Genomic DNA, 19,955 nt, shown 5'->3' with positions numbered 1-19,955 from the left:
GGCGCCCAGCCTAAACCATCGGCTGCGCGCCCCTGCCGCGAGACGGCGCGGACTCAGTGCCAGCGCAGGCTGGCGGTGGTGTTCGGCGCCGCGCACGGCGACACCGGCAGGTCCTGCGGCTGCGTGCCCCACCCCTGCGGCTGCGGCGCATCGCGCAGGTCGAAGCGCAGGCGGCCGCCCTGGCGCAACTGCGCCCAGTCCAGCCACACCGGCGCGTGCGCACGGCCATCCAGCGACACGCCCCCGACATAGCGCAGCTTGCCGTCGCCGGCCTGCGGCGCCTCGATGCGCAGCGTGCGACCTGGCGCCACGTCCAGTTCGACGCGCGAGAAACGCGGCGCGTGCAGCAGGAACTGCCCGGTGCCCGGCACCGCCGGATACAGGCCCATGACGCTGAACAGGTACCACGCCGACATCGTGCCCAGGTCGTCGTTGCCGGTGACGCCGTTCGGCGCATTGGTGAACAACGTCTGCGCCGCATGCAGCACGGTGCTGGTCTTCCACGGCTGGCCGATCAGCGTGTACATCCACGGCGCATGCAGGTCGGGCTCGTTGTTGGGGTTGTAGCGGAACTGGCTGTAGTAGCTGTACGGCCCCACCACCCATTCCTTGCGCGCGGCGCCGGCCGGGTCGGCCAGCAGCGCGTCGTAGGCGAAGAACGCGTCCAGGCGTCGCCCGGTCTGCTCGGGCCCGTGCATCGCCTCCACCAGGCCCGGCACGTCCTGCTGCGCCAGCCACTGGTACTGCCAGGCCGTGCCTTCGTGGAAGCCATGCTGCGAGCGCGGATCGTAATGGCCATCCGACGGCGTGTACCACGCACCGTCCTCGGTACGGGGCCGCGGGAAACCGGTGAAGCCGGTGTCCGTGTCGCGCACCGACGGATCCCAGATCGAACGCCAGTTGCGCCCGCGGCGGTTCAGCACCGCCGCGTCCTCGGCATGGCCCAGTGCGCCGGCCATGGCCGACAGCGAACAATCGGCCAGTGCGTACTCCAGCGTCGCCGAGCCGCCATGGTGCGGGTCGACGTCCATGCCCTTGGACGGGAACGCGCGGTCGTACTCCACGAACCCCTGCGCCAGGTAGTTGGCATTGCCGGAGCGCCCGGCATGCCGCGAGTTCAACGGCGGCATCTCGAAGGCGTTGCGGCGCAGCGCAGCGTAGGCCTCGGCCTCGCGCCCTTGCAGCGCGCCGAAGCGCCACAGGTCGACCAGGAACGGCGTGACCGGATCGCCGGTCATCACGTTGCTCTCGAAGTTGGCATAACCCCAGCGCGGCAGCCAGCCGCCTTGTGCATTGATCGCCAGGATCGAGCGCGCGATGTCGGCGGCGCGCTGCGGCCGCAACAGTGCCAGCAACTGGTTCTGCGAGCGGTAGGTGTCCCACAGCGAGAAAAACTCGTGATAGGTCCAGCCATCGGCATGGTGGATGCCGTCGTCGTAGCCGCGGTAGCGGCCATCGGCGTCGCTGCCGGTGAGCGGCTGCAGCAGCGCGTGGTACAGCGCCGTGTAGAACACCACGCGGTCGTCGCCGCTGCCGCCGTGCACGCGCACGCTGGCCAGTTCCTTGTCCCACGCCTGCTGCGCGCGGGCGTGCATGGCGTCGAAGCCGAGCAGGCGGCCGTTGGCCATACCCTCGCTGCGCAGGTTGTTGCGCGCGCCCTCGGCGTCCACGTGCGAGATCGCCGAGACGGCGGTGACTGAGCGGCCCTTGCCCAGGTCGAAGGTGAGCCACGCGCCGCTCGGCTTGCCCTCGCCCTCCATGCCGTGGCGCGATCCCGGCACGCCGCCGGCCTCGCCCCAGGTACCGAAGGCCTTGAACGGGCGATCGAACTCCAGGCGGAACCAGGTGGTGTACTGGTGGCCGCCGCAGAAGCTCTGCGTCACCAGCTTGCCTTCCACCACGCGATCGCCGACCACGGTCAAGGTGCTGCCGGTGACCGTGTGGCGGGCGTTGGCCTGGCCGATGTTGACCAGCACATGGCCGTCGCCCGACGTGGAAAACGTATAGCGCTCGGCCGCGGCGCGGGTCAGCGCGGTGGCCTCGGCATCGATGCCGCCGTAATCGGTCAGCCGCACCTTGTAGTAGCCGGCCTGGCCGCGCTCGCCGTCGTGCTGGTAGCGCGCACCGTAGCGGGTGTGGTCGAAGGCCTTCGGATCGCCCGTATCGAAATCACCGCCGGGACCGATGCGCCCGGTCACCGGCAGCACCGAGACCTGCCCGCCCTGTTCCCAACAGCCGGCGCCGGACAGGAAGGAATGGCCGAAGCCGCGGATCTGCGGATCGTCGTAGCGCCAGCCGGCGTAGTGCGCGCCGATGGGGCTGACCTGGATCATCCCGAACGGTGCCGACGCGCCGGGAAAGGTATTGCCGTCGTCCTTGCTGCCGATGAAGGTGTTGACCTCGGCACTGAGCCACGGCGCGGCAGCCAGTGCCGGCGTGGTCAGGAGCAAGGACAGGGCGAGTGTGCGCAGCAGGGAAGGCAGCGGGGAAGACGTCATGCGATGGGTCCTGTGGTGAACGACCGCGACAGGCGCGACGGCGCGATCGTGGACGACGAAAGCAGCGGCCCGACCGTCGCCGGGCCCCTCGCGCCCATGCCGTCCGCGGTGCGGCAGGCATGGGCACGACACGTTGCAGCTTAGAACTTGTAGGTCAGCCCCAGGTACGCCAGCCGCCCGGCGTAGCCGCCGGTGTAGAAGCGCGCCCGGGTGTCGTCGCCCAGGTGCTGGCGCGACTCCTGCTTGGTCAGGTTCAGTACCGAAGCGGTGAGGCTGAGTGCCGGGGTGATGTTGTATGCCGCGTTGACATCGATCTGGTAGTACGGCTCTTCGTACACGTTCAGCCCGTTGACCAGGCCTTGCACCAGCTCGCCGCGGCGGTTGTACGAGGCGCGCAGCAGCAGGCGGTCGGTCTCGTAGAACACGGTGAGGTTGGTCTGATTCTTGGCGCTGCCCGGCATCGCGGTCTTGCCGACCTCGGTCCCGTCCTCCAGCCGCACCGCCGCCTTGCTGGCATCGTTGTAGGTGTAGTTGAACTGCACGCCGAGGCCGGACGGCAACGTGTGCTGCGCATACAGCTCCACGCCCTGCGACACCGCATCCTGGCCGCCGGCCTTGGTGCTGTAGTTCTGCACCGTGATCGTCTGGCCGTTGATCAGCATGTTGACGTCGCTGACCACGTCGACCGAGAAGTTCTCCACGTTCTTGCGGAACAGCCCCACGCCCGCCACCGAGCCCGGCAGGAAGTACCACTCCAGCCCCAGGTCGAACTGGGTGGCCTTGTACGGCTCCAGGTTCTTGTTGCTGCCCGAGCCGTACCAGCCCTGCTCGCTGGCGCCGCCAGTCAGGCGCCGGTCGGCGACGTACTCGGGGCTGTAGTACTCCAGGCTGCCGGGCGCGGCGATGGCGTTGTAGCTGGGCCGCGCGATGACCTTCGACGCCGCCGCGCGCAGCAGCAGGTTCTCGGTCAGGTCGTAGGCCAGGTTGAAGCTCGGCAGCACGTCGGTGTAGTTGCGGTCCAGCGCACTCACCACGAACGACTCGGTGCGCTGTTCGGTGTCCGACAGCCGCCAATAGCCCTCGGTGCCGCAGTAGGTATCGGCCGGCGCGCCGGCGGGCATGGCGGCGCCCTGCTGGCAGGCCAGCGGGTTGCCGTCGGCACCATCGAAGAAGTAATCGTTGTAGGCGGTCACCTTGTCGGTGGAATCGGCATGCTGGCCGGTGCGCGCCACCCGCACGCCGACGTTGCCGCGCAGGCGCTCGGTGTGGAAGTTGAGCTGCAGGTAGGTCGAATAGATCTTCTCGTCGACGTTGTAGACGAAGTTGTCTTCGTTGCGGGTCTGCATCGCGCCGTAGGTGTTGTTCAAGTAGCCGATGTAGCCAGGGAAGTTGATCGCCGGGAACGCGCTGGACCTGACCCCGCCGGCCAGGTTGTCCAGCGGGAACAGCAGATCCGGCGAGAACTGCGTGGCCAGGGCATTGCAGCGCCCGTTCCAGTAGCGGTTGTTGTAGTCGCTCGGGTCGGTGCCCGGGCACACCCAGTAGTTGTTGCCGGTGTTGCGGTGGACGCCGCCGTCGCGCCGCTTGAGCCCGAACTGCAGCGAGTCGAAGAACGCGCCGTCGATATGCCAGGTGGTATCGATCTGCGCGTACTGCTGCTGGTTGGTGTTGCGGGTCCAGGACGAGCCGGTCGAGCCAAGGTCGACCTGCAGGATGCCGTCGCGCAGGTTCTGCATCAGCTCCGGCGAGAACGTCATCGACGGCGTGCCGGTCAGATCCCAGGCGCTGGCGAAATTGCCATTGCTCCAGCTGCCGTCGGCGTTCTGGCGGCGCGGCTTGATCGGCAGGGAGAACTGCAGTTCCGGCCCACCCTTGGCCCAGGTGCGACCGGCCTTGAACGACACGTCCACCTTCTCGCCACGCCATTCGCCACCCAGGTCCACCGTCTGCGACAGCGATTTTTCGATGTTGTAGCTGCCGGTGATCTGCGGCGTCGGCACCGTACAGTCGTCCGAACCCCAGCCGCCCGGCGGCAGACCAGCCGCGGCGGCCTGGGCCTCGCTGCAGTAGTAGGCCTTGCCTGGATGCAGGCTGTAGTTGGCGCCGGTGACGATCGTGCCGCTGGGATCGAACTGCAGACCGTCGAGCAGGCGGCCGCCGCGCCAGTTGCCGTCGCCGGAAGAACGCGCAATGTTCCACTCGGGAATCTTGATGGTGTTGGTCTGCGAGTTCTGCGACAGGTCGAAGCGGAAGTAGTTCGCGGTCAGGGTCAGGTCGTCGGTCGGCTTGAACTGGAAGGTCAGCTGGCCGCCCTTGCGCTCGCGCTCCTCGCGCTTGGCTTCCAGCGCGACCGCCGTCGGCATCATGAAACCGGTGTAGTACCTTCCGTTCTGGTCCCAGAAGCCGGGAGCGCCACCCCAGATGGCGTTGAAGTCCGAGGGTTTGCCGTTGACGTCGAACGCGCGGCCACCTTCGTCGCGCCCGTACCACTGCCAGTTTTCGGTGCTGGCATCTAGCGTGCGCGCCGTGCGCTTCTGCTGCGTGTACCCCACGAACACGCCGAAACGGTTGTCCTGGTCGTGCCACGAGTACGAGCCGGAGAACTGGCCGTCGGTCTTCTTGCTGCTGTCCGACCACACGCCCTCGGCGGAGACAAAGCCGGAATTGGGCTCCAGCTCCAGCGGGCGCCGCGTCTGCAGGATCACCGTGCCGCCGATGCCGCCTTCGTCGATGCGCGCCTCCGGCGTCTTGTACAGCTCGGCGCTGCCCAGCAGGTTCGACGGCAGCAGCGTGTAGTTGAACGAGCGCGTCGGGTCGCCGTTGGACTCGGCGGTGGCGATGTAGTTGCCGTTCAATTCGGTCAGCACCAGCTCCGAGGACAGGCCACGCACGCTGACGTTCTTGCCCTCGCCGCCGTCGCGGGTGATGACCACGCCGGGCACGCGCTGCAGCGCGTCGGCCACGTTCTTGTCGGGGAACTTGCCCACATCCTCGGCGGTGATCACATCGACCACGGCGTTGGCGTTGCGCTTCTGCTCCAGGCTCTTCTCGATCGCGTAGCGATAGCCGGTCACCGTCACCACGTCCAGGTCGGTGGCCTGCACTTCGGCCTGGCCCGCGGGGGCCGGCGTGCCGTCGGCCTGCTGGGCGAACGCGGTTGTGGAGGCGGCGCTGGCGAACAAGGCGACGGCGATACCGGCGGACAGCGTGCTGCGATTGCGTGCGGATGGCATGCAGTTCATTTCAATCATCCTCTCCCAAAGATTGATCGGCTGCGGCGGGTTTCTATCGATCCAACGATCGGGCAAGAACTCCGCGCGATGTGACACGAAAACGTCCGGCGCCGTTGCGGCGAGCCGGTCTTGCGGTCCTTCCCCCTCTGTCCTGCACAACTGAATTGGATCGTTCTAATGCAGTGGAAACCTAAGTACCACAGCCTTCCCTGCAACGCATGCTGCCGCGCAACAGGTCTAGGGCGTGGGGTGTCGTCTGCATCGTGGGCGCAGCGATGCGCATGCGCCACGTTGCGGCCGCCTCACGGCACGGCCTTCCGTGTCGCTGGCTGCAGCAGTTCGATCTCGGCGAGCGAAACGGCTTCGCCCGCGTCGATGCGCAGCCGATAGGCGCTGTAGGCGCCGGGCTTGGCGATGCGGAACGGCCGCAATTGCCGCGCCCAGGCGAAGCGCTGTTCGCGCCGCTGGTCCAGCGTGGTCCACGCGCCGTCGCCGTTGCGCGCTTCCAGCGTCCACGCCAGGCCAGACAAGGCAGCGTCGCCACTGGTCAGCGTGTAGTGCGTGGCGCGCTGCGGCGTCGCGAAGCGCAGATCGACGCTGGCACCGGCCGGCAGCGGCAGCGCCGTCGCCGCATCGTCGTCGATCAAGGCCGCGGCCTTGGGCTGCCCTTGCAACGACACCGCCACGGCCTGCGACGCCACATCCTCCAGCCCACGCGGCGCGTTGCCCGGCGGCGTCAGCGACGGCGGCAGCGCATCGGCACCGCTGCCCCAGCGCGAGGGCGTCGCGCCCATCACGAACTCCAGCGTGGCGCCGTCGGCGATGTCCTGGTGGCGCAGCCAGGCCTTGTTCCAAGGCTTGCCGTTGAGCGTGAGCGACTGCACGTACACGTTGCGCGCACTGTTGTTGCGCGCGATCACCACCAACTTGCGGCCGTTGCCGAGGTCGACCTCGGCGCGCGGGAACGCCGGCGAGCCGATCACGTACTCCGGCGCGCCCATCCGCAGCGGATACAGCCCGAGCATGGCGAACAGGTACCACGCCGACATTTCGCCGTTGTCCTCGTCGCCCGGATAGCCCTGGCCGATCTCGCTGCCCAGGTACAGCCGACGCAGCACCTCGCGGGTGAGACGCTGGGTCTTCCACGGTTGCCGCGCCGCCACGTACATCCACGGCAGATGGTGCGAGGGCTGGTTGCTGTGCGCGTACATGCCCATGCGCACGTCGCGCGCCTCGGTCATCTCGTGGATGACGCCGCGGTAGCTGCCGGCAAAGCGCTTGTCCGCGGTCTCCGGCGTGGCGAAGAGTTCGTCCAAGCGCGCGGCCATGGCGTCCTCGCCGCCCAGCAGCGTGGCCAGGCCGGTGGCGTCGTGCGGCGTGGTGAAGGCGAAGGTCCAGGCATTGGCCTCGGTGTAGTCGCCGCCCCACACGCGCGGATCGAACTTGGACGCAGCGGTGCTCCACTGGCCGGCCGGCGTGCGCCCACGGAAGAAGCGGGTCGCCGGATCGAACAGGTACACATAATCGGTCGCGCGTGCCTGGAAGTACTCGGCTTCCTCGCGGTAGCGCTGTGCCTGCTGCTCATCCTGTTCCTGATCCGCCAGCGCCTGCGCCATCTGCGCCAGGCCGAAATCGTTGAGCGCGCCCTCCAGCGTCCACGACAGCCCCTCGTGCACGTCGTTGGCCGCGTAGCCGCGATACATCGAACGCGCCAGGCCCTTGCGGCCCACATTCGACACCGGCGGCACCACCGTGGCATTGCGCAGCGCCGCCGCGTAGGCCTCGTGCGGATCGAACCCGCGCACGCCCTTCAGCCAGGCATCGGCGAACGCCACATCGGAACTGGTGCCGACCATCAGGTCCGCATAACCCGGCGAGGACCAGCGCGCCACCCAGCCGCCGTCGCGGTACTGCTGCAGGAAACCATCGATCATCGCCCCGGCCTGCTCCGGCGCGAACAGCGCATACGCCGGCCAACTGGTGCGGAAAGTGTCCCAGAAGCCGTTGTTGACGTAGACCTTGCCCGGCAGGATCGGCGCCGCGGTGCGTTCGGCATCGCCGCCCGTGTTGTCCTTCGACCAGCTGTTCTGGTCCGCGTGCCGCCAATCGGGATGCGCCGCATCGCCGACGTTCTCGTGGGCGATGTTGGGGTACAGGAACAGCCGGTACAGGTTGGAATACACCGTGACCCGCTGGTCGTGGCTGGCGCCTTGCACCTGCACCCGGCCCAGCAGCGCGTCCCACGCGTCCTGCGCGCGCGACTGCACCACCTCGAAGCCGGCGTCGCCGATCTCCTGCTGCAGATTGCGCTGCGCCTGCTCCACCGAGATCAGCGAGGTGGCGATGCGCATCACCACCATGCGGTCCGCGCCCGGCGCGAACTTCACATAGCCGGTCGGCCGGCCCGTGGCGATCTTGCCACTGGCGGTCCACGGGCGGTCGAAGCGCGCATACACGAACAACCGCGTGGCGCCGTTGGACAGGCCGCTGCGCGTGTCCGAGTAGCCGCGCAGGGTCTGCGTCGCCGCATCCAGGGTCAGCCCACCGCGCGCGTCGACATTGTCGAACAGCAGATTGGCATCGCCGCCCTCGGGGAAGCGGAAGCGGAAGATCGCGGCCCGCTCGCTCGGCGCCAGCTCGGCGCGGATCCCGTTGTCGAAATCCACCCGGTACAGATGCGGGCGCGCCTCCTCATGGTCGTGGCTGAACGACAATGCGCGCTTGCTGCGATCCGCCTCCGGCACCCCGCGCGTGGACGAGGGCATCACCTGGAAGGTCTGGCGATCGCCCATCCACGGACTGGGCTCGTGGCTGATCGATAGCGCCTGCAGCCGCGGCCGGTTGTCGTCGCCGTTCTGCTCGTTCCAGCGGTACAGCCAGCTCAGCGTCCCCGCATCGGTCGCCGGCACCCAGAAATTGAAGCCATGCGGCATCGCCGTGGCCGGGATGTTGTTGCCGCGCGAGAACGTGCCGTTGGACTGCGTGCCGCGCGTGGTCACCACCTCGTCGCTGGGCCGCCGCGCCGCCTGCGGCGCAGGTTCGCGGCGCACCGCGACATCGTCGATCCAGCCCGACGCCAGCTTGCCGGCGCCCGGCTGCACCTGCAGCTCGATCGCGCGGATGCGCTTGCCGCGCAAGGTCGCCACCTCACCCAGCCGCACCTGCTTGAGCGCCCACTGCTGCGGATACAGCGTCTTCGACGCCGCCTGCCCCGCCGCACTGACTGGCGCTCCGTGCTGATCCTCCACGCCCAACTCGGACAAGCGGCGCCCGTCGTCGAACAACAGATCCACCGCCACGCCGGTCGACGCCACTGTATCGCCGTCGACGATCTCCGGCAGCACCATCCACGACAGCACTGTCTCCGACCCCACCGGCAGATCCACCGCGAACAGGTGTGCACGCCCGGCCGCATTGGCGCGATAGTGCAGCGCATGCAGCCCGGTGTAGCCCATGCCGGCCTTGGCCGCGTAGGGCTGCTCGGGACCCTTGCCGATGGCGACGCTCACGCCTGTTTTGTCGGACTGCGCCGCCGACGCTGGCGCAGCTTCGCCGCGCTCGAACGAGGACGCAAAGTCGGCATCGGCCGCACATGCCGCGCCAATTCCCGCGCACAGCAACGCCGAGGCAACGAGCGACGCCATCCACCTGCAAGACGATCCAGGCAGGTGCGCGAAGCGCAGACGGATTGGCATGACAGGCTCCCCAACTCTCTCGATCGGTTGTGCCGCGACGCGTGGCGTCACGCACTTCCGGTGGTAACGGCGCACAGCGAATGCGCGCAACGTGGACCGGATCGTCCCGGGGGTCGCCGCGCGAGTCGGCCGCTAATCAGGCTTCACGACCGCAGATGCATGCGGAGGAGAGCAGGCGTCAGCAACTCGTTGCACGCGATCCCTACCCGCCATCTCCCCCAAGGATGCGCTGCATCAATGGCTTTGGATCGATCCAACTGAGCTAGAAGTAACACGCCTTCTGAAGAGTTGCATGCTGCTGCGCAACAGTCCTCTGCGGATCGACATCCGATCCAGCATCGATCGCGTTACGTTGAGTACGAAAAGGGATGACGCTGAACCTCGCGACGAGGGGCGATCAAAGGCGAGAGAGCGCCCGGCCTGACTGACGATCAACGGCTACACTGGCAAGCGCTGGATCGCTACACACACTCAGGGGTTTAATGAAGACGGCCGCACTCGTACTTTTTACTGGACTGCTGGCAACGTCGAGCGCATTCGCCGAGACACGCTGCACGACCGACGCGTTCGGCGTGAAGACGTGCAGCGGCGACGACGGAAACATGACGCGCACTACGACAGACGCCTATGGCACGACCACGACCCGTGACGACCGGGGCAACGAGACGCGCTGCACCACCGACGCTTACGGCACCAAGGCGTGCCAGGGCAGCGAGGGAAGCATGACGCGCACCACGACAGACGCCTACGGCACGACCACCACCCTCGACACCCAGGGCAACCAGACGCGCTGCACCACGGACGCGTTCGGTGTCAAGACGTGCAACGACGGCAAGGGCAACACGACGCGCTGCACGACCGATGCCTATCGCGTTGAGACTTGCCGGTAAGCGACCTGACTCTGCATTCGAGCCGACGTCGCGCTGCGGCGCGGCTTGATCCAACGATATTCTTCCGCGCAACGGCCAGTTGCGCCGGGCATCTTCTTTGATCGACGCTTGGCGACGGCGTGCGTTGCGTGTCGGAAGCTTGCGGAATCCGGCCTCGGGGAAACGGGGCAGAGCACATCTACCACTCCATAGGGCCTGGACGTCGCCGGTGGTGCTTGATGCAAGCAGTGCACGCCGCCCCGGTTTGCCCCAGACGCGCTGCGATGACCGACGCATCGCCGAGCCGCGGAGCCATTCGATGCCGCCGGCAATGCCGCGATCCACGGCCTCACTCGACCGTCATCACGATCTTGCCCTGGATGTGCCCCTGCTCCGCACGCTCGTGCGCCTGCCGTGCCTGCGACAAGGCAAAGGTGCTGTCGATGGCCACGCGCACCGTGCCGGCGTCCAGCAATGCCGCGAGTTCGCCGAGTTGCGCGCCGCTGGAGCGCACCTGGGTGGTGGACACCGTCACGCCCAGCGCCGCCGCCGCATCGTGCCCATCGAAGCCGAGCGGAAAGATCGGGAACAATGCGCCGCCGCGCTTGAGCGTGCGCAGGAACCTGCTCGCACCGGCGCCGCCGACGGCGTCCACCACCAGGTCCACCTCGTGCAGCACGTCCTGCGGCGCTGTCTTGGTGTAGTCGATGAAGGTCTCGGCGCCCAACTCGCGCACGAACGCCTCGTGCTTGCCGGACGCGACCGCGATCACGCGCGCACCTTGCCACCTGGCGAGTTGAAGCGCGAAGTGGCCGACGCCGCCGGCCGCCCCGTTGACCACCACGGTCTTGCCCTGCAACGGCACCGGCACATGCGGCATGGGCTGCAGCGGATTGGCCACGTCATGGCCCTGCGCAATCAGGAATTGCCACGCCGTCAGCAGCGACATCGGCGCGCCCGCCGCGTGTACATGGTCGATCCCGACCGGCTTGCGCGCGACCTCGCTGGCGGGCACGGCAACGTACTGCGCATACGCCTGGCTGCCGCCGGCCAACCCGTCCGGAAAGCGCACCATCGCGTACACCGCGTCGCCCGGCGAAAACCCGTCGACATCCTCCGCCACCGCCGCGATCACCCCCGACACGTCCGTGCCCAGGATCAGCGGGAACGCCACCGGCGGGCGCCATTCCGGCGGCAGGCGGCAGTAGCCCTCGCGCAGGTACAGGTCGGGCGGGTTCAGCCCGATGGCATGAACCCGGATGAGCACCTCGCCGGGCCGCAGAACGGGCACGGGCGCGTCCTCGTACTGGAGCACGTCGGGACCGCCGAACGCCCGCTGGCGGACCGCTTTCATGGTGAGCGGCGTTTCTTTGGAACTGTGCATGACGTATCCTGACCGGAACAGCGCTCCGAATATACGGAGCACCGCTCCACTTGTAAAGGACAGCATGCGCGCCGACGCCCAAAAAAACTACCAACGCCTGCTGGACGTAGCCCGCGAGGCCCTGGCCGAAGCCGGCGCGGACACCTCGCTGCGCGACATCGCGCGCCGCGCCGAAGTCGGCCTGGGCACCTTGTACCGCCACTTCCCCACCCGCGAGGCCCTGCTCGAAGCCCTGCTGCGCAACGATTTCGAGGACCTGGCGACCAAGGCCGACGCCCTGCGCACGGCCGCGGTCTCGGACCAGGCGCTGCTGGCCTGGCTCGAGGAGATCATCGCCTTCACCCACCGCCAGCGCGGCATCCTCGCCCCGATGATGTCCGCCATCGAAGACGAATCCTCCGCGCTGCACGCTTCCTGCGTACGGCTACGCGCCGCAGGCGCCGCCCTGCTCGCGCGCGCGCAGGCGGAGGGCAAGGCCCGCGCCGACATGGACGGCGACGAGCTGTTCGACCTGATCGCGGCGCTGGCCTGGCTGCGCGAACAGCCGTCGCATGCCAAGCGCGCCGAGCGCCTGTTCGAACTCGTGACCGGTGCGATCCTTGCGCAACCCGCACCGCCTCCCCCGAAGCCGTCGGCCCGGAAGCGGTAGGCCACGCCGGGTGCCTACTGCACGCCCTCGACCTCTTCGGAGAACGACGGTTCACCGCGCCCCGCGCCGCGGCCGCTTGCCCGCGCGTACTGCGTCGGCGGCTGTCCGACATGGCGCGCGAACGCGACGCTGAAGGTGCTCGCGGAGCTGTAGCCGACGCGCTCGGCGATCGCGGCGATGCCGAACTCGTTGCGGCGCAACAGGTCCTTGGCCAAGGCCATGCGCCAGGCCAGCAGGTATTCCATCGGCGCCATGCCCACCGTGCGGCCGAAGCGCTCGAAGAACGCCGAACGCGACAAAGCGGCTTCCTTCGCCAAGGCCGCCACCGTCCACGCCCGTGCGGGTTGCGCATGCATCGCGCGGATCGCCGCGGCCAGGCGCGCATCGGCCAGCCCGCGCGCCAGGCCCGGCGACGCCGCCGTACCGGCGGCCGAACGCAGCGCTTCGATCAGCAGCACTTCCAGCAACCGCGAGAGCACGACCTCACGTGCGGGCCGCGCCTCGCGCGACTCCTCGCTCACCAGGTGCACCAGCGTGGCGAGCCGGTGCTCGCCGTGCACATAGACCATCTGCGGCAGCAGCGAGACCAGCAGCACCGCGTCCGGCGAGCCGAAACTGCAGTGGCCAACCAGGATGCGCAGGTCGGCCGGGCCTTCCTGCATGCCGATCCGGAACACGCCGTTCCCCAATGCAGTCGGCATGGTCTCGGCCACGTCCGCGTGCGCAAGGCTGGACATCGTGATGCGATAAGCCGCGGGCACCAGGACGAAGTCGCCGGCCTGCAGCAGGATCGGCGCACCGCCGTCGAGCGCCATGTGGCAGCCGCCCTCCAGCACCGCGCAGTAGAACGGCTGCCCGGCGTCGGACCGCCGGATGCGCCAGGCACCGGCACCGACCACCTGCTTGGAGAACCGGGCCGCCGGCTGCAGCAGCGTCACCACCTCGGCAAGGGGATCCACCATCTCTGGACGCTCGCAAACGAATCAAGGACTTTGAATCGTAGCGAGTACGGGGACGGCAATCTATCGTCGTGACTCGTCCACGCGCAAAGGAATTCCCTTGAAGACCGTCCTGATCACCGGCTGCTCCTCCGGCTTCGGCCTGGAAACCGCCCACTACTTCCTCGCCCGCGATTGGCGGGTACTCGCCACCATGCGCACCCCGCGCGACGACCTGTTTCCGCCATCGGCACAGCTGCGCGTACTGCCGTTGGACGTCACCGACGCGCAGAGCATCCGCGCCGCCGTGGCGGCGGCCGGCCCGATCGACGTGCTGGTCAACAACGCCGGCTTCGGCGCACCCGCCCCGTTCGAATTGATGGACATGGACACCGTGCACGCCCTGTTCGACACCAACACCTTCGGCACGATGGCGCTTACCCAGGCGGTGTTGCCGCAGATGCGGGCGCGCGGTGGCGGCGTCGTGGTGAACGTCACCTCCAGCGTCACCTACAAGCCGCTGCCGCTGGTCGGCATCTACCGTGCGGCCAAGGCGGCGGTGAATGCCTTCACCGAGTCGTTGGCAAGCGAAGTCGAACCATTTGGTGTGCGTGTGCGCCTCGTGCTGCCCGGATCCTCGGGCGAGACACGTTTTCGCGACACCGCCCGCACCCGGCTGCGCGGCATGGACGACGCAGTCTATGGCGACTTCATGCGCCAGACCATCGCGCGGATGGCCAACTCCACCGGCCCGGGCACGCGCATGCAGGACGTCGCCGAAGCCGTCTGGCGCGCGGCGACCGATCCGTCGACGCCGCTGCATCTGCCCGCCGGGGCGGATGCGGTGCAGTGGGCGGCGGAGGCGGGATGAGCCGACGGCCGCCTCAGGTGCGTTCGCATGGCGCGCCTAGCAGTTGTGCCACTGGAGTAAGCCCCCAGCGGTGTGCGATCAGCCACCTGCGTAACCGCGAACTGCGGCAGCGGCACGACGCGATGCCGCTGGACGAAACCCTGTACGACGTGGCCGACGGCAACGCCATGGACCCGGAGAACGAACAGCGGCTTCGACTGCTGCAGGACGTCATCGCCCGCCAGCCGCCGCTGGACCGCGCACTGTTGCTGCTCTACCTCGAAGACCGCCCGCAACGCGAGATCGCCCAGATCCTCGGCATCACCGAAAGCAATGTCTCCACCAAGATCGGACGCCTGAAACAGCGCATCCGCGACGAATTTCACTAAGACACGCCATGGAGACCATGATGGAACTCGACGACTTCAATCGGCCTGGCAATCGCTGGACCGCCGGCTGCAACTGGACAACACGGGGTTATGGGTGTCGTGACACCCTGGTTCAATCAGCTCTGCTCGAATCGCTTCTACAACTGACCCGCTTCGAACGATTTTTCCCAGCCCACGGCACTCACCAAGCGAACGCGCTCCACCTCGAATGTGAACTTCACGCTAGAAACGCGCTTGCCTTGGCTGTCGATGAACTCGACCTCGACCTCCACCTCACGCTCTGAGCAGGCATTGGGTTCCATGTCCATGGAGTCCCAACCAAGGAAACGGTACAAGTCGGCCTGCATGGTTCGCGCAAGCGCACGAGCGCCGTCGATGCCTGTGCCCAACGGACGCCCCACATCACCGGCGCCGAGGTTAAACATTGCGGTTGGGTCGACCAGGGCCGCGAGTCCTCCACCGGAGTTTTCTGCCTGCCTGACGATATCAACGGCGCGAAGGCTCAGGAACCGGTGCAACTCACGCGAGCTGGTGAATTCGTGCAGATCGCAGCGGCTGGCCCCTGCGAACGCGGGGCCAGCGATCAAGAGCCAGCTGAGGCATAAGATCAATCGAAGGATGTTCATCTGCGCAGTATGGCCCACGGTTAGAAGCCTGGGGTCAGAGCACATCTCACACCACATGGATTTGGGTCCTTGCTCATTCGGAACTGATGCGAACAAGTTCGCTCCGCCCCCCCTCTCCCCATTTTTCGTTAGCTATGCAGTCATCCCTTCGAGCGCCGCGGCAGCCTGTTCGAGCCCGCCTAGGATGGCGTCTGCGACGCGCGGCGAGAAATCCTGCGGCAGGTCCGCGCGCGCCTCGGCGATGGCGGCCGGCGTGCGCGCTAGGATCTCCTCGATGAGCGGCTCGGCCGTCGGCCCATAGCCGACCCGCTGCGCCGTGCTGCTGAAGTGCCTGCGCTGGATGCTGTGCATCGCGTAATGCTTGTTCTTGCCAAGCAACGCCATGGCCAATTTGATGTCGTAAGGCGACCATTGATGGGGGCCGTCGCCCAAGACCGGATAGGCCGACATCACGTCATACAGCCTGGTCAACCGGAAGCGGCCACGCGGCAGCAGCTGGATACTGAAATTCTTGGCATGACCATCGGGCGCGCGCAGCAACCAGAACAGCACCTGCGCCGCCAGCACCGTCTTCATGTCGGCCTCGGCATCGACCGACTGGCGCAGCGTGCCGAACAAGGCCTTGAGCCCTGGACCGCCTTCGTTCTCGTACTTGCGCAGCGGCGAGCAGCCTTCGACCTGGCAGAAGTCTTCCTGCGGCAGGCGCATGAGCCACTGCCCATTGGGCGCCAGGCGCCGGTCGAAGCGCTCGACCACCAGCACGCGCTGCTGGCCGAAGGGGGCGATGCGCGCATCGGCCACGTTCAAACCATACGCCTTCAACAGCCGCAAGCACAGCCATTCGTTGTCGACGGAGGTGCTGAAATCCGCCCGCCGCCCGCCCACCAGGCCCATCGGCAGCTTGAAGATGTGGCTGGTCGGCGTGGCGCCGCGCGGCGCGTACCACTGCCCCTCCCACCACAGGAAGGCCGTCTTCTCCTGCGCACCGGCCAAGGAAATGCGGAAATCCGCATCCGGGTCGCGGTGTGCGGCGAAGGCATGCGGCGAGACGGTTTCGATCAGGTGCCGTTCGATGTCCTCTTCGGACAGCGGTACGCCGTCGATACATTCGACATCCTGCGGCACCTCGTCCTCGCCAAGAATCTGCACCGCCCCCACGCAGTCGCGCCCGATCGCGCTCAGCAGATCGAACGGATCGGTGGACGACGCACGGAAGCGCTGCGCCACTCGCCGGCGGATCGCATCGCTGTCCGGCAGCAGGTTGTCGAAGTAGTTGAAGACCTTCTCGCCCTTGAGCGGCTGGTTCTGCAGGTTGAACGGAAGCGAAAGCGACAGCGGCCGACCAATGTCGGCGCCGACCCAGTCCGCGTCGTCGTGCAGTTCCATCTCCCCGCGCGCAGGAAGCGTCCAGCGCGCCACGCGCACGCCATTGGTCCAGATGGAGAGGCTGCGGCTGTGCGAGCGACGCCCCATCTCACCACTCCGCTTGCGCGTTGGCGGCGGTGGGGTCGCTGCGAGTGCCGATAGTCAGCTCCAACCCCAGCGCCGCGCACCAGGCCAAGAGTTGTTCAACGCTCAACGCGTGGGCGTTCAACTCCAGATGGGAAACCCGCGACTGGCTCAGGCCGAGACGGCCGGCCAGTGCAGACTGGGTCAGTCCCTGGGCTTTGCGTGCGGCCTGCAGCGTCGCGCCTAGTTGCGTTGCGGTGGCCAGAACGTGGCGTGGCGGCATTTGGGGTTGTACCCATCATTCAGCTAAAAGCAAAATACCTGCAAAACGAGTAAATTCAAATAGCTGATATTCGGGTAAACCGCTTCATGCGTACGCGATCCTCCCGCGCTGACGCCGTGTGCCGGATGGCCGAGCACGTGCATTACGACAGAGATGCGGTGCAGTGGGCGCGGAGACGGGCTGAGTTGACGAACGCGCCAAGCGCGTTGGCATGACGCGCCTGCCAATGGTGGAATTTGCTGGAAGCCTATAGGCAATGCCCTCGGCCAACTGCATCGGTCCCGATGCCTGGGGTTTTGGACTCCTTGGCCCAATCACCGCAGTTTCTGCGGTGATTGGGGGCGGCCAGTCGCCGCACAAGGTCCGCATTGCCCACTGGGACGGCCGATGCCCCACACCAAGCGGCTGCGGTGCCACCTCGCAACTGCGTCGCTTCTTCGCCGCAGGCGGCGACACCGCCGGCACGACCGTGATCAGCAGGGCGACATTGGCCATCGTGATCCGCACCTTGCCACCCACCGCAAAGCCGATGCCTTCCAGCCATAGGCCATACAAGCGCAAGCTCGGCACCTGCCGCCCGACCCGCATGCCGTTGCGGTCAACATCGTAGTAGCGGTAGCCGATAGTGCATTGCGTGGGGCGGCGCGGGATTGAGCGCCTGGGCATTGGGTCCTTGTCGGCATCGGGACACAACGGCGGCGCCGACGCGCCAAGCAGCGGCTCGGCGGCAATCGCATTCAAGGGGTCGGATGATTCGAGCTTGAGCAAGCAGGGTGCCGACTTGACGGCGCGGCGAGGGGATTTGGTCCTCGAACGAGCGGAAGCGCTACAGGACATGACGTCCTCCATTTGAGTGCGAGTCGCCAAGTGATTTCGGGAGACCAAACCCGGCCGCGGAACTTTCCGTAGCAAATAGATACCCGCCCAAACTAAAGAAGCTGTCAACTTTTAAAACGAAACGTCTATAGACATCTATAGGAAATCGCGCCAGTGCCAATTAAGTGAACCTGACTCCGTTATCGAGCGCCAAGTAGCCACCGTTTGTGACAAATGTACACTGCCTCGCTATGACCTCACATGCCTGAAGAGCAGGCCTGTCGGAGATTTCATCCTTACTAGGTCCGCATCGGCTTGCTCTTTAAACTTAGACTTGATCTCTCGAAGATTGGGTAGACCTGCAATTCCCAAAATTCCGGAAACAGCACCCAATTCTGGACTACCGGTTAGCGCGGCCGTAACAGCAATTGAGCCAGTAGCCAGGAAGCTGGCAACGTCTATACCGTAGAGCTTAAGCTTCTTGTTTCGCGCATCAAGCAACTGGCGCTGATGCTCTTCAAAGGCTCGATTAAGGTTCTCCACAACGCGGTCGGATGTCCGGTAGTAGTTGTCTGGCCTCAACGCAATCAACTCGTCTAGTCCTGCACTCAGAATATGACGCAGTTCTTCCGCATGACCGTTCTTTCGAATCTGCAGAACTGTTTCTGGCGGAACCTTTCCAAGCCATGACAGGCTCCATTTCCCTTCTGCAACCAACGCCCGGACAACATGCGTGGACTTTAGATCCCGCATTTCGCCACTCGACCTGATTGACTCGTACTCCAAGAACCAAGTGTAGTAATCCCATGAAGTTGGAGCACTGATGAATGGCGTGCCCCCAAAGTGCCGCGCGGTCTCCTTTGACGCCAGCGCCTGCGGCATTCGACCCACGCTCGCACCAAACACCTGATGGCCAGCGTTGTGAGGATCAAAGCCAGGCAGCGCCGGTTGAGGATCACGCATCATCCGCGTTAACTGAGCTTCTGCGCCCTGCTCCCACGTCGTGTCGAACAGGATGCGGTCTGGCCTCTTAAGCTCCCCCATGACTTGTTGGATGGTCTTCAAGTCCGAACAGAAATCCTGATAATGGTCGAGATCGGAAAATTCACGGCCGAACAGATACGTAGCGTGCTTGAGAACGGCTGGTGTCGCCCGGACTAAGAGATCACCGCTCTTGCCACGATGGATATCGTCCGGATGAGGCAGGATCAGAACGATAGGCGGTTCCACATTTGCAGTAGCCACATCGCGGTACGACATTGCCGTGAGAACATGCTTTGCGAAAAAACGCGCCACTTCTCGATCTGGATAGATACCCAAAATTGGCGCTATCCGGAGGATGGGGCAAGGCAACACAATGGTATCGATGTACAAACCCGCCGTGGAAACTGCATTCTCCCAGTGAGAGGGGAAGAGGTCACCAGAGAATGTTGCTTTTAACTGCGGCCCATCCTGAAGATGATATGCGCCCGAGTCACCAACGCCTTCCCAGAACTCCCTGATTCCACTCGCCAACTCAGCAAGATTTTCCTTCACTTGTTTGACAAAAGTTTGATCTCTGACGAATGCAAGGCTCGCCTGATGAGGATTCAGACCATGCTTTAGCATAAAGTCCATCATCCAGCCGAACTGTACATAGAGCATCCGAAAGTAGGCGTCCTGGATATCTCCGGTGCTAATGGCGTCTTTAGCCTCATTCCTATACTGGAAATATCGGATGGCAAGCGTCGAACTTCGAATACGACCATCGACCGTGGCCGGGTCGACAAGCCCGTCACCTCTCAGTCGAATAGCCTCGTAGCTCGCACGAAATCCTTCGATGAGATGATCCGCAATGTGGACCTTTCCCTCCTCGAGCTTCTGCCGCAGTAAGAAGACCCTGTCGGTCAAATCTTTGACCTCTTCTTCGGAGTAATGGCGTTCGCTCATCATCAGTCTTTGATCCTTTTTCGGGACTTGATTCTAAGTAACGGGGTCAGATTCACTTCCCGGGAAACCTCAGGGTCAGATTCACTTCTAACCCAATAGTCGCTCGCTACGCCCGACCTAGCTTGCATGGTGGGCCCACCAGGATTCGAACCTGGAACCAAAGGATTATGAGTCCTCTGCTCTAACCGTTGAGCTATAGGCCCGGACGCGTCCGGAGCGGGCGGGCGATGCGTTGGCCGCCGGCTTGGCGCCTCTGGCGTGCATGCAGAGGAAGGCGCCGAGGCGGGCGTGAGTTTACCGGTCGGGGTGGTGGGCTGTCTGCCCGGGGCGGTAGACGGGGCCGAGAA

14 protein-coding genes and 1 tRNA gene are annotated in these 19,955 nt (G+C 65.8%); 4 read left to right on the top strand and 11 right to left on the bottom strand.

Annotation, left to right across the window (positions count from 1 at the left end):
• Positions 1 to 53: 53 nt before the first annotated feature.
• The 3 genes from FHR56_RS12780 to FHR56_RS12770 all read right to left on the bottom strand — a co-directional run bounded on the left by FHR56_RS12780 (position 54) and on the right by FHR56_RS12770 (position 9,186).
• Positions 54 to 2,498, bottom strand: coding sequence for a GH92 family glycosyl hydrolase (locus FHR56_RS12780; protein WP_160945534.1), 2,445 nt, complete (start codon positions 2,496 to 2,498; stop codon positions 54 to 56).
• A gap of 140 nt (positions 2,499 to 2,638) precedes the next feature.
• On the bottom strand, positions 2,639 to 5,740 hold the full coding sequence (locus tag FHR56_RS12775; protein ID WP_160945535.1) for a TonB-dependent receptor: 3,102 nt from the start codon (positions 5,738 to 5,740) through the stop codon (positions 2,639 to 2,641).
• Positions 5,741 to 6,033: 293 nt separating this feature from the next.
• Positions 6,034 to 9,186: a GH92 family glycosyl hydrolase gene (locus FHR56_RS12770; RefSeq protein ID WP_237473039.1), complete on the bottom strand. Its 3,153-nt coding sequence runs from the start codon at positions 9,184 to 9,186 to the stop codon at positions 6,034 to 6,036.
• Positions 9,187 to 9,908: 722 nt separating this feature from the next.
• On the opposite strand from FHR56_RS12770, the gene FHR56_RS12765 reads away from it, so the two are divergent.
• A complete protein-coding gene (locus FHR56_RS12765) occupies positions 9,909 to 10,316 on the top strand; it encodes a hypothetical protein (protein ID WP_160945537.1) in 408 nt (135 codons plus the stop codon).
• A 328-nt stretch (positions 10,317 to 10,644) separates the two neighbouring features.
• On the opposite strand, the gene FHR56_RS12760 is transcribed toward FHR56_RS12765, so the two are convergent.
• Positions 10,645 to 11,679: an NADP-dependent oxidoreductase gene (locus tag FHR56_RS12760; protein WP_160945538.1), complete on the bottom strand. Its 1,035-nt coding sequence runs from the start codon at positions 11,677 to 11,679 to the stop codon at positions 10,645 to 10,647.
• Between FHR56_RS12760 and FHR56_RS12755 the strand changes: the two genes are divergently transcribed.
• A complete protein-coding gene (locus FHR56_RS12755; RefSeq protein ID WP_237473019.1) occupies positions 11,648 to 12,328 on the top strand; it encodes a TetR/AcrR family transcriptional regulator in 681 nt (226 codons plus the stop codon). The two genes, FHR56_RS12760 and FHR56_RS12755, sit on opposite strands and share 32 nt — an antisense overlap.
• A 14-nt stretch (positions 12,329 to 12,342) precedes the next feature.
• On the opposite strand, the gene FHR56_RS12750 is transcribed toward FHR56_RS12755, so the two are convergent.
• Positions 12,343 to 13,290 carry an AraC family transcriptional regulator gene (locus tag FHR56_RS12750; protein ID WP_160945539.1) on the bottom strand — a complete coding sequence of 316 codons (948 nt, stop codon included), beginning with the start codon at positions 13,288 to 13,290 and terminating at the stop codon, positions 12,343 to 12,345.
• Positions 13,291 to 13,387: 97 nt separating this feature from the next.
• Here FHR56_RS12750 and FHR56_RS12745 point away from each other — a divergent pair, with 97 nt between their 5' ends.
• Both FHR56_RS12745 and FHR56_RS12740 read left to right on the top strand, forming a co-directional pair.
• Positions 13,388 to 14,137: an SDR family oxidoreductase gene (locus FHR56_RS12745; RefSeq protein ID WP_160945540.1), complete on the top strand. Its 750-nt coding sequence runs from the start codon at positions 13,388 to 13,390 to the stop codon at positions 14,135 to 14,137.
• Positions 14,134 to 14,505, top strand: a complete 372-nt coding sequence (locus FHR56_RS12740) for a sigma-70 family RNA polymerase sigma factor (protein ID WP_255421422.1) — start codon at positions 14,134 to 14,136, stop codon at positions 14,503 to 14,505. Before FHR56_RS12745 ends, FHR56_RS12740 begins: the two co-directional genes overlap by 4 nt.
• A gap of 137 nt (positions 14,506 to 14,642) precedes the next feature.
• On the opposite strand, the gene FHR56_RS12735 is transcribed toward FHR56_RS12740, so the two are convergent.
• The 6 genes from FHR56_RS12735 to FHR56_RS12710 form a co-directional block, all read right to left on the bottom strand.
• A complete protein-coding gene (locus FHR56_RS12735; RefSeq protein ID WP_160945541.1) occupies positions 14,643 to 15,131 on the bottom strand; it encodes a hypothetical protein in 489 nt (162 codons plus the stop codon).
• Positions 15,132 to 15,263: 132 nt separating this feature from the next.
• Entirely contained in the window at positions 15,264 to 16,604 is a 1,341-nt protein-coding gene (locus FHR56_RS12730) for a type II toxin-antitoxin system HipA family toxin (RefSeq protein ID WP_160945542.1), read from the bottom strand.
• Between the two features lies 1 nt (position 16,605).
• The gene (locus tag FHR56_RS12725; protein WP_160945543.1) at positions 16,606 to 16,863 is read right to left on the bottom strand and encodes a helix-turn-helix transcriptional regulator; all 258 of its coding nucleotides are present in this window, start codon (positions 16,861 to 16,863) and stop codon (positions 16,606 to 16,608) included.
• A gap of 84 nt (positions 16,864 to 16,947) precedes the next feature.
• Positions 16,948 to 17,631 carry a SymE family type I addiction module toxin gene (locus FHR56_RS12720; RefSeq protein WP_160945544.1) on the bottom strand — a complete coding sequence of 228 codons (684 nt, stop codon included), beginning with the start codon at positions 17,629 to 17,631 and terminating at the stop codon, positions 16,948 to 16,950.
• A gap of 297 nt (positions 17,632 to 17,928) precedes the next feature.
• Positions 17,929 to 19,611, bottom strand: coding sequence for a hypothetical protein (locus FHR56_RS12715; RefSeq protein ID WP_160945545.1), 1,683 nt, complete (start codon positions 19,609 to 19,611; stop codon positions 17,929 to 17,931).
• A gap of 124 nt (positions 19,612 to 19,735) precedes the next feature.
• A tRNA-Ile gene (locus tag FHR56_RS12710) sits at positions 19,736 to 19,811 on the bottom strand.
• Positions 19,812 to 19,955: the final 144 nt, after the last annotated feature.

Source organism: Xanthomonas sp. F10 (assembly GCF_014206815.1).
GTDB lineage: Bacteria > Pseudomonadota > Gammaproteobacteria > Xanthomonadales > Xanthomonadaceae > Xanthomonas_A > Xanthomonas_A indica.
Note: the sequence above shows the minus strand (reverse complement) of the source record. Positions and strands in the feature narration are given on the sequence as shown.